Source organism: Paraburkholderia caffeinilytica (assembly GCF_046030355.1).
Classification (GTDB): domain Bacteria; phylum Pseudomonadota; class Gammaproteobacteria; order Burkholderiales; family Burkholderiaceae; genus Paraburkholderia; species Paraburkholderia caffeinilytica_B.
The window spans coordinates 190,158-205,923 of the sequence record NZ_JAQQCQ010000001.1; the positions used below are offsets into that span (position 1 = coordinate 190,158).

Genomic DNA, 15,766 nt, shown 5'->3' on the forward strand with positions numbered 1-15,766 from the left:
GCGTCGGGCTCACTGAAGCACGCTGACACCGGTCCGCCTCCACGCCGCTCCTACAGCTCAAGCCCACGCCGATGCTCTTCATCCTCTTCACGCTCGATAACGAACGCTACGTGATCGACGCGACGCAGGTGGAGCGTCTGATACCGCTCACGCCGCAGTCGCCGCCGAAGACGATTCCCGGCGCACCGTCATGGGTCGCGGGTGTGCTCGATCACGAAGGCGCGCCGCTGCCGGTGATCGACCTGCCGGCGCTCGCGCTCGGCCGTCCCGCCGAACAGTTGATGTCGACACGCGTCGTGCTGGTGCGCTATCCGCATGCGGGCACGGTGCGCCTGCTCGCGCTGCTGCTCGAAGGCGCCACGCGCACCATCCGCCTGAACGCCGACGCGTTTCATGACGCCGGCATCGACACGCCGCACGCGCGCTATCTAGGCCCGGTGGCGAGCGAAGCAGGCGGTCTGGTGCAATGGATTCGCGTCGAGCATCTGCTGCCCAACGACGTCAAAGCCCTGCTGTTTCCCGAGGCGCACGCATGAACGCGCATCACGATCACGCGCCGCTCTATCGACGCTTCGCCGATCTGCTGCACCGAACCATCGGGCTCGACGCAGCGTCGCTCGGTCATCAATCGATCGAGCGAGCGGTCGACCAGCGCGCTGCGGCCTGGTACGCGGACGGTCACGCCGACGCCACCCTCGCCGATTACTGGGAAGCCGCGCACGCATCGCCCTCAATGCTGCAGGCGCTGGTCGAAACGGTGGTGGTACCGGAAACCTGGTTCTATCGCGACGCCGACGCGTTCAGGGCGCTGGCGCGTCTCGCGCACGAACGCCTTGACGAGCGCGGCACCGCGCTGCCGCTGCGGATTTTGAGTCTGCCCTGCTCGACCGGCGAAGAGCCGTACACAATCGCGATGACGCTGCTCGACGCCGGCATCGACGCGGCGCACATGCGCATCGACGCAATGGATATCAGCGAGCGCTCGCTGGCCATCGCGCAGCGTGCCGTGTATAGCCGCAATTCGTTTCGCGGCAATGCGTTTCCATTCCGCGACGCCCACTTCACGCGTACCGAAGACGGCTGGCGTCTTGCCCCGCGCATCGTCGATGCGGTCCGGTTTTCGCGCGCCAATCTGATGCAACTCGATGCCACGGCACTCGGTGTTTACGACTTCGTGTTCTGCCGCAACGTGCTGATTTACTTCGACCGCGACGCACAGCAAACGGCCTTGCATGCGCTCAGCACCGTGCTGGCTGAAAACGGCACGCTGTTTGTTGGTCCCGCGGAAACCGGGCTGTTGATGCGTTATGGCATGCAGTCGGCGAAGATTCCTTTGGCGTTTGCGTTCCACCACGCCGCGCCGGCTGAAGCGCAGCTCAACGGCTGGCACACCGCACCGCTCGCCACCGCTGCGGCCCTCGCGATGACGCATTCGCCGGTGCCCGCGCTCGCGCCGCTGCAAGTGTTCTCAGCCGAGCCTTTCGCGTGGCCCGATCCGGTTGCGCGGACGCCGTTCACACCGCCGAACGACATTTCACAGCGCACGCTTTCGAACGATATTCCGCAACACACGCCGAAACAGTACACATCCGTATCGCAGTCGCACGGGTTCTTGTCACCGCACATCACCTCGCCGACCAGCGCCGCACGCGACACGCTACAAGCCGCGCAGGCGTTGGCCGATGCGGGCCGCCTGACGGAAGCTGCGAACGCGATCAACGTTTATCTGGAACAGCACGCACCGCACGCCGACGCGTTCTATCTGCTCGGCGTGCTGGCCGACGCCAGCGGCGATACAAACCTCGCACGCGGCCAGTATCGCAAGGCGCTCTATCTCGAACCGCAGCACGCCGAGGCGCTCGCGCATCTGGCGACGCTGCTCGAACTCGAAGGCGATCGCAACGGCGCGCGCCTGCTGATGGATCGCGCGTCGCGCGCACGGGGAGCGCAACGTGGTTGAAGACCGCATGGTGACCATCGACGATTGCTGGAACCGCATCGGCGTGCGCGGCGATTCGTCGTGCGAGCGGCTGGCCGAATACGTGCGCTGTCTGAATTGCCCGGTGTTCGAAACAGCCGCGGCCAAATTGCTGGAGCGGCCGATTCCGCTCGTGGATCTCTCGCAGCATGAGACCCGCGTGCCGGCGCAGCCGCAACGGCATGATCCGCAAGGCGCGAGCGAGTCGTTCCTCGTCTTCCGTATCGGTGGAGAATGGCTCGCGCTGCCCACGCCGATCTTCAAGCGCATCGTGCAGACGCGGCCGATTCATACGTTGCCGCATCGGCAGCATCGTGCGGTGCTAGGCGTGGTGAATGTACAGGGCGACTTGCTGGTGTGCCTGTCGCTCGCGCATCTGCTGGGTTTCGAGGCCGACACCCCGGCAAACGACGACAAAGCGCGCCACGATCTGCCGCGCTTGCTGGTGGTCTCGCGCGCCGAAGAGCACGCGGTGTTGCCCGTCGATCAGGTTGACGGCGTGCATCGGATCGCGGTCTCCAGCTTTTGCCCGCCGCCCGCGACGCTCTCGCAAGCCGCCGCTGCGCATACACGTGCCGTGGCCCCGTGGCGCGGCATGACGGTAGGCCTGCTCGACGCCGATGCCTTGTTTGATACCTTGAACCGGAGTCTCGGATGACGGACGACCCGCGCCGCCCGTCGCTGATCGATCTCTTCCGCGAAGAAGCGCGGACTCAGGCACGCGTGCTCAACGACGGCCTGCTCACCCTCGACCGCGCGCCGCGCGATGCCGCCGCGCTCGAGGCCTGCATGCGCGCGGCGCATTCGCTGAAGGGCGCGGCGCGGATCGTCGGCGTACAGGTCGGGGTTGAACTCGCGCACGCCATGGAAGACTGCTTCGTCGCCGCGCAGGAAGGACGCACGTTGCTCGACGCCGCCTGGATCGATGCGTTGCTGCGCGGTGTCGATATCGTTGCGCACCTCGGCAATGATGAGGACGAGTCGGCGCGTGACGCGGTTAGCGTGTGTGTAGCGTCGTTGCAAGCGCGGATGGCGGGCGTGGTGCCGCATGGAGCGGTAATGCGGCGTGAGTCTGTATCGCCGCCGGCTTCTTCGGCTACTGCCAATCCTGCTCGCGGCGCCGGACCGGCAGATGCATCGGCGCCCAGCCTCGCCACCGAACCGCAAGCGGTATCGACCGGTGCTGATCACGACGCTGAAGCCACCTTCAATCTACTAGCCAACGCCCTCCGCGCCGAAGCGACACCTGCCTCAACCGCGCCGTCCAGTGCGACCGAAAATGCGTCTGTGCCCGCTTCAGGAACTTCGTTTGCTCCTGCGAGCGCCCGAACCTCCACCGCCGCAACCTTGGCCGGGCCTGCAGGCGCCTCCGGGCCGTCGACCGCCACCGTCTCCACGCCGGCCGAAACTAACGCCCCGGCAACTGACCCCGGCCGCATGCTGCGCGTGCGCGCCGACAACCTCGACCGGCTCCTGTCCCTATCCGGCGAATCGCTGGTCGAGTCCCGCTGGCTCAAACCCTTCGCGCAATCGATGCTGCGCGTCAAGCGCGTCCAACGTGACGGCACGCGCGCGCTGGATCAGTTGCACGAAACGCTCGCCGACCTGAAGCTCGATCCGCGCGCGCACGCCGCACTCGAAGAATTGCGCCGCCTCACCGCAGAATCACAGCATCTGCTCGCCGAGCGTCTGGCCGATCTGGAGAGCTTCGACCGCCGCTCGACGCATCTATCGCAACAGCTTTACGACGCCGCGCTGCAATGCCGGATGCGCCCCTTCGGCGACGGCACCGGCGGCCTCGCGCGCATGGTGCGCGACGTTGCGCGTTCGCTCGGCAAGAAGGTACGCTTGCAACTGGTTGGCGAATCGACTCAGGTCGACCGCGACATCCTCGATCTGCTCGAAGCGCCGCTGGGCCACATGCTGCGCAACGCCATCGACCACGGCATCGAAGCGCCTGCGGTCCGTCTCGCGTACGGCAAGCCCGAAGAAGGCACACTCACGCTCGACGCCCGTCACACCGCCGGCGCCCTGCTCATCACCGTTTCCGACGACGGCGCGGGCATCGATCTCGACGCATTGCGCACCTCGATCGTCCACAAAAAACTGGCGAGTGCGGAAACGGCTGCGCGCCTGTCCGAAACCGAGTTGCTCGAATTCCTCCTTCTGCCCGGCTTCTCGCTGCGCGATCAGGTCACCGAGGTATCGGGCCGTGGCGTCGGACTCGACGCCGTGCACGACGTCGTCAAGCGCGTGCGCGGCACGGTGCGCATCACGCACGAATCCGGCGTCGGCACGCGCGTGCAGTTGCAGTTGCCGCTCACGCTCTCGGTGATTCGCAGCCTGCTCGTCGAAGTCGCGGGCGAGCCGTACGCGGTGCCGCTCGCGCATGTGAACCGCACGCTGCATGTGAGCCGCGCCGATATCGAACTGCTCGAAGGCCATCAGCACATTGCCTTCGACGGCCGCCGCATCGGCGTCGTCACGGCACATCAGATTCTCGACACTGCGCCGCCCGCCAACGAAGGCGATACCGTCAGCCTGATCGTGATCGGCGACGGCGAAGAAACCTATGGCGTGGTGGTCGATCGCTTTCTCGGCGAGCGGATGCTGGTGGTGCAGCCGCTCGACCGCCGCCTCGGCAAGATCAGGAACATTACCGCCGGCGCATTGATGGAAAACGGCGACCCGGTGCTGATCGCGGATGTCGACGACTGGCTGCGTTCGGTCGAACGGCTCGTGGCGGGCGGCGATCTGAAACACACGCAGCACGGCACGCCCCTCGCCGCCCGGCGCGTCACGCGACGCGTGCTGGTGGTCGACGATTCGCTCACTGTGCGTGAGCTCGAACGCAAGCTGCTGGCGACGCGCGGCTACGACGTGACGATCGCCGTCGACGGCATGGACGGCTGGAACGCGGTGCGCGGCGAGCGCTTCGACCTCGTGATTACCGACATCGACATGCCGCGGATGGACGGCATCGAACTCGTCACGCTCATCAAGCGCGATCCACACCTGCAATCGCTGCCGGTGATGATCGTCTCGTACAAGGATCGTGAAGAGGACCGCCGCGCCGGCCTGAACGCCGGCGCGGATTATTATCTGGCGAAAGGCAGTTTCCACGACGAAGCGCTGCTCGATGCAGTGCGTGATCTGATCGGCGAAGCTTACGGTTAAACCCACGGGTGACACGGATGAAAATCGGAATCGTCAATGACCTGCCGCTCGCCGTCGAGGCGCTGCGCCGCGCGCTGGCTGCGCGCCACGACTACGAGGTGCTGTGGGTCGCGCAGGACGGCCAGCAAGCGGTCGATTTCTGCACCGCGCAGCGGCCCGACATCGTGCTGATGGACCTGGTGATGCCGAACGTCGACGGTATCGAGGCCACGCGCCGCATCATGGCGAAGGCGCCGTGCGCGATCCTGATCGTCACCGTCGACGTGGGCGCGAACGCATGGCGCGTCTACGAAGCGATGGGTGCGGGCGCGCTCGATGCGGTGGATACCCCTTCGCTGAGCGGTCCGGACGCGCATAAAAGCATCGCCACCCTGATCGCCAAGATCGATCGCATCGCCGCGCTGGTCACGGAGCGCAACGCGCCTCGCGCGGCGGCAGTGGGGGCGCCCAGCAGCACGACGAATCGCGATACGCCGCTGGTTGCGATCGGCGCGTCGGCGGGCGGTCCGGCGGCGCTCGCCACCTTGCTCGCCGGCTTGCCGAAGGATTTCCCGGCGGCAATCGTCATCGTCCAGCATGTCGACGCGGCGTTCGCCGCCGGCATGGCCGACTGGCTGAACCAGCAGTCCGCGCTGCCGGTGCGGATCGCCAGCGAAGGCGACCGGCCGCAAGCCGGCGTCGCGCTGCTCGCCGCCACCGACGATCATCTGCACCTGAAGCTGCCGAACGTGCTCGGCTATACGAACGTGCCGGCGGAAACCCCCTACCGGCCTTCCGTCGACGTGTTTTTTCATAGTGTCGTGGCACGCTGGCCGGCGCGGGCGATCGGTGTCCTGCTGACCGGCATGGGCCGGGATGGCGCAATCGGACTCAAGGCGATGCGCACCAAGGGCTTTCACACGATCGCGCAGGACGAAGCAACCTGCGCCGTGTACGGCATGCCGAAGGCGGCCGCCGCGCTCGACGCCGCCGCCGCGATCCTGCCGCTGCCCCGGATTGCCGCGGCGCTCGCCACCGCCGTCGGCACACGTTAAGGCCCGGTAGGCGCACACTAGCCGCACATTAGCCCGCTACGATTCATTGACACTCATTCTGGCTGACCCATATGGACACTCCGAAATCGCATCAGCCCGCCACCGCGCCGAAGCTCGCAGAACACGACGCGAACGCGCGGACATACGCGGAGGACGCACCCAATAGCGCCATCGACGACGCGTTAGCGCGCATCCTCGGCAATCCGCCCGCCGCCGAGTGTCCGATCATGGTGTTGCTGGTCGACGATCAGGCGATCATCGCCGAGGCGATCCGCCAGGCGCTGGCCGACGAAGCGAGCGTCGACTTCCATTACTGCGCGTCGCCTGAAGAGGCGGTGCGTTGCGCCGAGGAGACCCGCGCGACCGTGATCCTGCAGGACCTCGTGATGCCCGGCACCGACGGCCTCACCCTCGTGCGGCAATACCGGCAAAATCCGGCGACGCGCGATATTCCGATCATCGTGCTGTCGACCAAGGAAGAGCCGCTGGTGAAAAGCGCGGCCTTCGCCGCAGGCGCCAACGACTACCTCGTGAAGCTGCCGGATCGCATTGAGTTGATCGCGCGGATTCGCTATCACTCGCGCTCGTATCTGAATCTGCTCCAGCGCGACGAAGCGTATCAAGCGCTGCGCCAGTCGCAACAGCAGTTGCTCGCGACCAATCTGGAACTGCAGCGGCTCACGCATTCTGACGGATTGACGGGTTTGTCGAATCGACGTTACCTCGATCAGTACCTGGCCGCCGAATGGCGTCGCGGCACGCGCGACAGCACGGCCCTCGGCTTTCTGATGATCGATGTGGATAACTTCAAGGTCTACAACGATACCTACGGGCACGTTGCCGGTGATGAAGTGCTGAAGCGCGTCGCGCACACCATCGAGTCATGTCTGGGACGCTCGCCCGATCTCGCTGCGCGGTTTGGCGGCGAAGAGTTTGCGGTGGTGTTGCCGGGGACGTCGTCGGGCGGCTTGCGGCTGCTCGCCGAGAAAATCCGCCTCGCAATCGAAGGGCTCGCGATTCCGCATGCAGGGTCGGCTGCGGGCATCGTGACGATCAGCATCGGTGCGGCGAACATCGTGCCGTCCGCAACCGAGCCGGTGACGACATTGATCGAGGCCGCCGACGTCGGCTTGTATCGGGCGAAGCGGGATGGGAAGAATCAGGTGGCGGTGAGTGACTGATCGTTCAATCCGCAGTTCAAGCGCCGCTCATGGAAACGCGCCCGGGCATCTCGCCGGGCGCGTTTTTTGTTTGAAGCAGTGCGGGTTCATCTGCGGAGCTTGATCAGCATTGCCACGAAGCAGCACCTGCAGGCGCATCGCCGAGATACTTGCTACGTGCTTCGACGAGCACGCCGGGTTCAAGTGCGTCCTCGTCCACCAGCGCCTTCAACGCCGCGATCACGATCGCCTTGCGGTCCACTTCGAAGAACGCGCGCAATGCCTGGCGCGTGTCGCTGCGACCGAAGCCGTCCGTGCCGAGCGTCACATAACGGCGCGGCACGTAGGCGCGAATCAGCTCGGGCACCGCGCGAACATAGTCAGTCGCTGCGATGATCGGGCCGCGCGATGCTTCGAGCGCTGTCGTGACGTAGGGTGCATCGGTCGGCTCGCCAAGACGCGCGTTTCTTTCCGCCGTCATGCCGTCACGCTGCAATTCGGTGAAGCTGGTCACGCTCCACACGGCGGCTTCAATTTGCCAGTCATCCTTGAGCAACTGCTGCGCCGCGATGACTTCGCCGAGGATCGCGCCCGCGCCGAGCAACTGCACCTGCGCTGAAACGGCTGAAGTTGCCGCGTGCGTCTGCGTCGCTGGGGTTGTTTCCTGCGCTTGCGCTTGCGATGCGGAAGTCGGCTCCGGTGTTTGCGTTTGCGTTTGCGTTTGCGTTTGCGTTTGCGTTTGCGTTTGCGTCGCCAAGGTCACGTCTTGCACTTTAGCGCCAAGCGGATAGATCCCCTTAAGAATGCCCTCACGCAGCGTCTTCAAATCACCACCCGGCACCGAAGGCTGCGCGTAGTTCTCGTTCATCACCGTCACGTAATAGAACACGTCGCGCTGTTCTTCGACCATCTCGCGCATCCCTTCGTCGACGATCGCGGCAACCTCATAAGCAAACGCCGGGTCGTACGCGCGGCAGTTGGGAATCGTCGATGCCGCCAGATGGCTCGTGCCGTCCTGATGCTGCAGCCCTTCTCCGCCGAGCGTCGTCTTGCCCGACGTCGCGCCGATCAGAAATCCGCGTGCGCGTTGATCCGCCGCCGCCCAGATCAGGTCGCCGATCCGCTGGAAGCCGAACATCGAGTAGTAGATGTAGAACGGCAGCATCGGCAGGTTATGCACACTGTACGAGGTCGCAGCCGCAATCCACGACGACACCGCGCCCGCTTCTGAAATCCCTTCTTCGAGAATCTGCCCTTGGGTGTCCTCGCGGTAGTACAGCATCGAGCCGAGGTCTTCCGGCTCGTACAGCTGCCCAAGCGGCGAATAGATGCCGACCTGCCGGAACATGTTCGCCATGCCGAAGGTGCGTGCTTCATCCGCAACGATCGGCACCACGCGCGGACCCAGTTCTTTGTCCTTGAGCAGCGCGGTCAGCATGCGGACCAGCGCCATCGTCGTGGACATTTCACGGCCATTCGAGTCCAGCGCGAATTGCCCCCAGGAGGACATCGGCGGAACGGTCAGTCCTTCCGATGCAACTCTCCGCCTTCTGGGCAGGTAGCCTCCCAGGGCAGCCCGGCGAGCATGCAGGTATTGCATCTCCGGGCTGTCGTCCGCTGGTTTGTAAAACTTCACCTGTTCGACGTCCTCATCCGTCAGCGGCACGCGGAAGCGGTCGCGAAACGCCTTGAGGTCGTCGAAGCCGAGTTTCTTTTGCTGATGCGTGGTCATGCGGCCCTGGCCCGAGGTGCCCATGCCGAAGCCTTTCATCGTCTTCGCGAGGATCACCGTCGGCTGGCCGCGATGCGCGAGCGCTTTCGCATACGCCGCATGCAATTTGCGCACGTCGTGACCGCCGCGGCGCAGACGGTCGATGTCGTCGTCGCTCAGTTGCGCGGCGAGCGCGGCCAGCTCCGGGTTCTGTCCGAAGAAACGCTCGCGGTTGTATGCACCGTCGTTGGCCGAGAAGGTCTGGAACTGGCCGTCGACGGTGTGTGCGAACGCGCGCAGCAACGCGCCGGTGCGATCGCGTGAAAACAGCGCGTCCCAGTCCGAGCCCCACACCACTTTGATCACGTTCCAGCCGGCGCCGATGAAGTGCGCTTCGAGCTCGTCGATGATGCGGCCGTTGCTGCGCACGGGCCCATCCAATCGCTGCAGATTGCAGTTGATCACGAACACGAGGTTATCGAGCCCTTCACGCGCCGCGAGCGACAGCGCACCGGTCGATTCCGGCTCGTCCATCTCGCCGTCGCCGAAAAAGCCCCATACCTTGCGGCCTTCCGTTTGCACGAGGCCGCGATTAGCGAGGTAGCGCATGAAGCGCGCCTGGTAAATCGCATTGATCGGACCGATGCCCATCGAGCCGGTCGGGAACTGCCAGAAGTCCGGCATCAACCACGGATGCGGATACGAGCACAGCCCCGGGCCGCCGATCTCGCGACGGTAATGCTGCAGGTGTTCCTCGGAGAGAAAGCCTTCCAGGTATGCCCGCGCATACACACCCGGCGACGAATGCGGCTGGAAGTACACGAGGTCGCCCGTGCCCGCCTCGCCGCCCGGAGCCGCGGCGCGAAAGAAATGGTTGAAGCCCACTTCGAACAAGTCCGCTGCCGACGCATAGCTCGCAATATGGCCACCGAGTTCGCCGTACGCCTGATTCGCACGCACCACCATTGCCAGCGCATTCCAGCGCAGCGCGCCGGCCAGCCGCTCTTCGAGTTCGAGATTGCCCGGATAGCGCGGCTGCTGATCGAACGGGATCGTATTCTGGTACGGCGTGACGTTGGTCCGCGCCGATTGCACGCCTAACGACAGCGCATGTCCAGCGAGCTTGTCGAACAGAAACTGCGCGCGATCCCGGCCGACATGCGCGACGACGGCATCGAGCGCTTCCAGCCATTCGGCGGTTTCCTGCGGATCGGTATCTTCACGCTCCGCGCGTTCCGCCCGCTGACGATCCGAAGACCGCAACTGCTCGCTACCGCTGGACAAATCCGTCATGGCTCCACTCCCGCATCAACGCGTTCGGTTCAAGATCGAGTAGGTCAATGGTAACCATGTGCTCACAAAATGAGCGTCTCATTTGCTTGTGATCCCGCACTGAGATAGGCTATTTATTCCGGATTTGGCCAACACCACAGAATATTTACTCTATGACCACGCCACCCAGACGACTCGACCGCATCGACATCGGCATCCTGAGCCAGTTGCAGCAGAACGCGCGCATCACCAATGCGGATCTGGCTCGCTCGGTGAATTTGTCGCCCACGCCCTGCTTCAACCGGGTGCGCGCGCTCGAAAAACTCGGCCTGTTCAAGCAGCAGGTCACGCTGCTCAATCCAGAGCCGCTCGGGCTGCGCATCAACGTGTTCATTCAGGTGAGTCTGGAAAAGCAGGTGGAAGACGCGCTGCAGCGTTTCGAGCAGGCGATTTCGGAACGTCCCGAGGTGATGGAGTGCTATCTGATGACGGGAGACGCCGACTATCTGCTGCGCGTGGTGATGCCGGATATGCAGACGCTGGAGCGCTTCATCGTCGATCACCTGACAAAAATTCCCGGCATTTCCAACATTCGTTCGAGCTTTGCGCTCAAGCAGGTGCGTTATAAGACGGCGCTGCCGCTGCCGTCGTCGGGACTGACGCTGGTCGATCCCGACGACGTTGCAACCGATTGGCGCTAGGTGCTCACCGGGCACGCATCAGGCTGCCCGTGGCATGCTCGAAGCGGGACGCCTCGCGCTGGAAGCCGTCGCTGCCGAAGCTGGTGTCGTTCGATCCTGAACGGATGCGGCGCGCCTTTCTGCGCTCGTCATAAGCGCGTTGTAACAGAGGTGGTGGACAATATCGTCGAGAGCAGTTTGACCTTGATACTGACGGCAACCTAGAGGACGCGTGATGAACTACGACGACAGCAATCCCTTCGCGAAGATCCTGCGCGGCGAACTACCTTGCATCAAGGTGGCGGAAAGCGATGCCGCGCTAGCCTTTATGGACCTGATGCCGCAAGCCGACGGTCACGTGCTCGTCGTACCGAAGGAAGCCGCGGTTGAGATTTTCGAGTTGTCGGATGCATCGACGGTGGCCTGCATGCGCATGACGCAGAAACTCGCCATCGCCGTGCGCGCGGCCTTGCGCCCCGACGGCGTGTTCATTGGACAGTTCAACGGCGCCGCAGCGGGACAAACGGTGCCGCATGTGCATTTTCACGTGATCCCGCGTTGGGAAGGACAGCCGCTGCGTATGCATGCGCGGGAAGTTGCTGACGCGGCCACGCTCGAAGCGCTGGCGGAGCGCATTCGCAGCCATTGGCGCGCTCACTGACCTCACACGCGGCACATCAGGTCACGCCCCGTAATATGTGTAAAGGCCGGTGAAACCACCCGCTCGCGCCATGCGACTAGACTGGCGTCTGCCTTGTACCCGCAAGGCATTGAGTGTGGATCTCTTTTTAGCCTGCCCGAAACGGCAGGCTTTTTTATTTGCAGGTTTTATCCGCGAACCACCCTCGCCTCGCAGCGACGCTTGCAATGCGTTGATCCACGCATCCGTGAAGGGTCAAAGCCGATGCCGCGACCGGCGCAGCGGATGCCTCCAGTCGATGCGGCGCGGTTTCACGGGTTCAAGATGCAGGTCATGCAGGTGCCGATGCTCCTGCCACAATTCGTCGGAGAAAAGAAACGCGACGATGAGCAGCGGAATGACCAGAAAGGCGCCTAATATCAAGTGCTCGATCACGGTAGCCTCCATCGCAAGAGCATGATTTCATTGTAGAGCACCGTATGTTCCCGCACGGTGCCGCGCCCCTCACAAATTTGCGATAAGCGGCCTGCGGCAACGCGACGCCCCTCCCGTGCCGAACCCGCGCGGCGCCTCACGCTTCGCAAGACCGCGCTGCGCGGGCATCAGGCGTTGTAAGAACTCCCTGCGCTGAGCCCGGACTAACAGGAAACGCAAGCTCGAGCGCTCACACTGAGCTTGCGCAATCAAACCAATAATTCTCAAGGGGAATCCAATGACTATCGAACGCAGCAGCGAACTAGCCCTGCGCCCGCTCGAGCGCACCGATCTGCGCTTCGTCCACGAAGTGAACAACAACGCAAAGATCATGCGTTACTGGTTCGAAGAGCCTTATGAAACGTTCTCTGAACTGACCCAGCTGTACGACCAGCACGTGCACGATCTGCGCGAGCGCCGCTTTGTCGCGATCGACAACGACGGCCAGACCGTCGGCGTCGTCGAGTTGATCGAGCTGGACTATATCCACCGGCGCGGTGAGTTTCAGATCATCATTGCGCCGCACGCGCAGGGCCGCGGCTACGCCACCGTCGCCACGCAACTCGCGATCGACTACGCGTTTTCGGTGCTGAACCTGCGCAAGGTCTACCTGATCGTCGATAAATCGAATACCGCTGCCATCCACGTCTATGAAAAGTGCGGTTTCCGGCATGAGGCCGAGTTGATCGAGGAGTTTTTCGGCAACGGCCGCTATCACAATGCGTTGCGCATGTGCATGTTCCAGTCCGAGTTCTTCAAGGCCGATCAGCACGGCGCCTGACCTCAACCTGTGTCACCCAGGGACGCCATGCTGCGTCGCTTGGGACACCTGGCACCGTTTATCTTCTGTACACACACCGTTATTTCGTGGTTTTTGATTAGTCGGGTGAATGACTTTGTGTGCAATGCACCAAGCGCAATCCATTAATTGTAGCAACTCACTTAATTGGTGCCTCTCGTTTACGCGAATACGCGCCGCAAAGCTTTACTGGTTAAAGCGATGCGCCCTGATCATCTTTTAGTTATCCGTTTCAATCCACCCTGTTTTATCTGCTGCTTAAGGTTTAGGCAGGTGCGACAGGTGGTGCGACAATTCGCCGCTGTTGCGACCGCACACAAGATGTGCTTGTCGTTCTTGCGCGTTCTCCTAAAGTGCAAGGTGCGGGTTCGACGTTAAAGTTAAATACATAGCTAACCTGAGTAATTAACCCGCACCGGAGGAAAATATGAAAACGCGAATCGCCCTTGTTTTCGCCATTGCGGGATTGGCTGCCGCTTCTGTTCAGGCGCAAGACGCCATGGTCAAGCCGCAGCAAACTATCCAGTTCAAGGCCAACGCGTATGGCTGTCTGTCGAAGGATAAACTCGACGCCGCCGACCAACATGCGCAAGCTGGCGAACAGCAAAAGATGCAGGAATTCTTCTCCGGATATCAGTGCGTTTCAACGCCGGAAAACTCGAGTTTCCGCGTGGTGCGCGTGGTCGGCCATGACGTCGAATTCGTGAATTCCGGCAATAGCGACACGCAAGGCCTCTGGGCAAACGATCGATTCATCAAACAATAAGCTAAACGCCAACACCCCGGCTAAACGCTGGGGTTTGATTTTCGCTATAAACCCTCTGACATTAAAACTGAGGGGCTGTGAACCTGCGAGTTAAAAATTGGCTGGGCATTGAGTGCCCGGCCGATTTTTATTTGCGCGCGCGTTTTCTATGAGGTAACGCCCGTTAAAAACCCGATGTGGGCTTTCGATCCATACCGGCAATACGCCTTCCTCACAAGCACTCGCATGTTTCCGACCTCCACAAAGCCCGGATATTTCTTCGATCCCGCGCCTTTGAGGACCCGACGCAATCGTCGCCAAGTCCGTTACTAACCGTTCGACCACGAGCCGCAGCGCTTGGTGTCGTGTCTTGGGCCATTCTCTCGAAAATGAAACAGGTTTGACGCTATGCGGAATCGTCAACGAAAGTTGGATTTTGCACGCGCCGGGCAGTGTTTTGCGCCCTCACTTTGATCTGATGTTTTCGCAGATCGGACTGAATCCGTCCCAAAACGTCGTCAATACCAACAATTTTCTGACGATTTCGAGCTTATTACTTCAAGGCGACATGTTGGCGGTTTTACCTGATGAAGTGGCGGGTCAGTACCAACAGTACGGTGTCCAGAAGCAGGTACTGACCGATTTACCGTGCAGAATGGATACATTCGGTATCATCACGCGCCAGTCGCATCTGCTTTCGCCGGCGGCCTTCGGGTGCTCGAGGCCTTGCGGGAAGCCGCTGTCGGGTCTATGGCACGGCGTTCGAACTGGCAGTGGCGCGATAAATGCTTCTCCCGTTGCAATAGCCGCAATTGCAGCCGACGTCAGGCTCGGGAGGGACACGCGATGTACAACAAACACGGAAAACGGCAACGCGCCGTCGACGATTCTTTTTCTGTTCGCTCCGGTGGAGCGAGCGCCTGGTTTAGTAACGGCATGGCTCTCAAATCAACGATTTACAAAGCGGAACTGCAGATCGCCAACATGGACCGGCACTATTACGCCGACCATTCCCTGACGATCGCCCGCCATCCCTCGGAAACCGACGAACGGATGATGGTCCGCGTCGCTGCATTCGCGTTGTTCGCGCAGGAACGCCTTGAGTTCTGCAAGGGTTTGTCGGATGTCGACGAACCGGATCTCTGGCAGAAAGACCTCACCGGCGCGATCGAAACCTGGATCGAAGTCGGCCAACCGGATGAACGGCGCATTGCCAAAGCGAGCGGCCGTTCCGACGAGGTGATCGTGATCGCCTATGGCGGCCGCACGTCGGACATCTGGTGGCAAGGCGTGCGCGGCAAGGTCGAGCGCATGCGCAACGTGACGGTATGGACGCTCGGCGAAGACGTCGCCGCCGCGCTCGGCTCGCTTGCTGAACGGACTATGCGTCTGCAATGCACCGTGCAGGACGGCGAAGCATGGCTCGGTAGCGCCGACGCTGATGCGGTGAAGATCGAGTGGACGGTGCTGAAGGCGCCCGCCAACGCCTGGTAGGCGCCAGGCCGCGCCGGTAGCACGGTTAGTACTGGCAATACCGCGCGCATGTTGACTGAGGTCGTCTACGTCTGAGTGTGCATGTCCGTCTCGACGCCCGCGTGCCGCACCGGCTACGGAGCGGAGGCGGTCGCGCCCGTCACAGTGACGTCACGCGCGCCGCTTCAGGCGGCCCTTTGAGTTCGACCATATTGCCTTCCGGGTCGAACAGATACAGCGACTGCCCAAACCCATCCGCGCCATAGCGCAAAGCCGCCTCGCCAGGCCGCGCGCCGTGTTCGTCCAGATGCGTCTTGAGCGCCTCGGCGTCGAACGGGTCAACGCGCAAACACACGTGGTCCATATTTCGCCCCGCGCCCGGCGTGCCGTTTTCGGGGTGATCGAGCTTTGCGCCGACCTTTAGCAGGTCGATCAGCGAGCGCCCCGCGCGCAACTGCGTCAGGCCCAGATCAGGTTGCTCTTTCTCGACGCTGCAACCGAGCACCTCGCAATAAAAGCGCGTCATTTCCGGCACGTTCAACGCCCGAATGACGATGTGATCGATCTCGCGAATGTGGATTTTCATATCGAACACCCCTTGGCTGACTCGCAGAACGGATACG

Annotated in this window: 14 protein-coding genes and 1 pseudogene; 12 read left to right on the forward strand and 3 right to left on the reverse strand. The window is 62.6% G+C overall.

Annotated elements, in window-relative coordinates:
* Positions 1 to 71 precede the first annotated feature (71 nt).
* From PQQ95_RS00825 to PQQ95_RS00850, 6 genes are all read left to right on the forward strand, one after another.
* Positions 72 to 536, forward strand: coding sequence for a chemotaxis protein CheW (locus tag PQQ95_RS00825; protein ID WP_408433744.1), 465 nt, complete (start codon positions 72 to 74; stop codon positions 534 to 536).
* Positions 533 to 1,960, forward strand: a complete 1,428-nt coding sequence (locus PQQ95_RS00830) for a CheR family methyltransferase (protein WP_408433747.1) — start codon at positions 533 to 535, stop codon at positions 1,958 to 1,960. The genes PQQ95_RS00825 and PQQ95_RS00830 overlap by 4 nt, the downstream gene beginning before the upstream one ends.
* Before the next feature lie 7 nt (positions 1,961 to 1,967).
* Complete coding sequence (locus PQQ95_RS00835; RefSeq protein ID WP_408434531.1) at positions 1,968 to 2,636, forward strand: chemotaxis protein CheW; 669 nt, start codon at positions 1,968 to 1,970, stop codon at positions 2,634 to 2,636.
* Complete coding sequence (locus PQQ95_RS00840; RefSeq protein ID WP_408433750.1) at positions 2,633 to 5,155, forward strand: response regulator; 2,523 nt, start codon at positions 2,633 to 2,635, stop codon at positions 5,153 to 5,155. The genes PQQ95_RS00835 and PQQ95_RS00840 overlap by 4 nt, the downstream gene beginning before the upstream one ends.
* Positions 5,156 to 5,172: 17 nt before the next feature.
* The gene (locus PQQ95_RS00845; protein ID WP_408433752.1) at positions 5,173 to 6,189 is read left to right on the forward strand and encodes a chemotaxis response regulator protein-glutamate methylesterase; all 1,017 of its coding nucleotides are present in this window, start codon (positions 5,173 to 5,175) and stop codon (positions 6,187 to 6,189) included.
* Positions 6,190 to 6,260: 71 nt separating this feature from the next.
* Positions 6,261 to 7,370: a diguanylate cyclase gene (locus tag PQQ95_RS00850; RefSeq protein ID WP_408433755.1), complete on the forward strand. Its 1,110-nt coding sequence runs from the start codon at positions 6,261 to 6,263 to the stop codon at positions 7,368 to 7,370.
* Positions 7,371 to 7,473: 103 nt separating this feature from the next.
* Here PQQ95_RS00850 and mdeB read toward each other — a convergent pair whose 3' ends face one another.
* Positions 7,474 to 10,353 (reverse strand): alpha-ketoglutarate dehydrogenase, encoded by a 2,880-nt coding sequence (mdeB, locus tag PQQ95_RS00855; protein ID WP_408433758.1) that lies wholly within the window; start codon positions 10,351 to 10,353, stop codon positions 7,474 to 7,476.
* 152 nt (positions 10,354 to 10,505) lie between these two features.
* On the opposite strand from mdeB, the gene PQQ95_RS00860 reads away from it, so the two are divergent.
* The gene (locus PQQ95_RS00860) at positions 10,506 to 11,033 is read left to right on the forward strand and encodes an Lrp/AsnC family transcriptional regulator (protein WP_408433761.1); all 528 of its coding nucleotides are present in this window, start codon (positions 10,506 to 10,508) and stop codon (positions 11,031 to 11,033) included.
* 214 nt (positions 11,034 to 11,247) lie between these two features.
* Positions 11,248 to 11,673: an HIT family protein gene (locus PQQ95_RS00865; RefSeq protein ID WP_408433764.1), complete on the forward strand. Its 426-nt coding sequence runs from the start codon at positions 11,248 to 11,250 to the stop codon at positions 11,671 to 11,673.
* A 234-nt stretch (positions 11,674 to 11,907) separates the two neighbouring features.
* On the opposite strand, the gene PQQ95_RS00870 is transcribed toward PQQ95_RS00865, so the two are convergent.
* A complete protein-coding gene (locus PQQ95_RS00870) occupies positions 11,908 to 12,087 on the reverse strand; it encodes a hypothetical protein (protein WP_408433767.1) in 180 nt (59 codons plus the stop codon).
* Positions 12,088 to 12,364: 277 nt separating this feature from the next.
* Between PQQ95_RS00870 and speG the strand changes: the two genes are divergently transcribed.
* From speG to PQQ95_RS00890, 4 genes and pseudogenes are all read left to right on the forward strand, one after another.
* Positions 12,365 to 12,907, forward strand: a complete 543-nt coding sequence (gene speG, locus PQQ95_RS00875; RefSeq protein WP_408433770.1) for a spermidine N1-acetyltransferase — start codon at positions 12,365 to 12,367, stop codon at positions 12,905 to 12,907.
* 445 nt (positions 12,908 to 13,352) lie between these two features.
* Positions 13,353 to 13,691 carry a surface attachment protein Sap1 gene (sap1, locus tag PQQ95_RS00880; RefSeq protein ID WP_408433772.1) on the forward strand — a complete coding sequence of 113 codons (339 nt, stop codon included), beginning with the start codon at positions 13,353 to 13,355 and terminating at the stop codon, positions 13,689 to 13,691.
* 352 nt (positions 13,692 to 14,043) lie between these two features.
* Positions 14,044 to 14,455: pseudogene (locus tag PQQ95_RS00885) on the forward strand (LysR substrate-binding domain-containing protein); the annotation flags it as partial.
* Positions 14,456 to 14,606: 151 nt separating this feature from the next.
* A complete protein-coding gene (locus tag PQQ95_RS00890) occupies positions 14,607 to 15,164 on the forward strand; it encodes a YaeQ family protein (RefSeq protein ID WP_408433774.1) in 558 nt (185 codons plus the stop codon).
* Between the two features lie 139 nt (positions 15,165 to 15,303).
* On the opposite strand, the gene PQQ95_RS00895 is transcribed toward PQQ95_RS00890, so the two are convergent.
* Positions 15,304 to 15,729: a VOC family protein gene (locus PQQ95_RS00895; protein ID WP_408433777.1), complete on the reverse strand. Its 426-nt coding sequence runs from the start codon at positions 15,727 to 15,729 to the stop codon at positions 15,304 to 15,306.
* Positions 15,730 to 15,766: the final 37 nt, after the last annotated feature.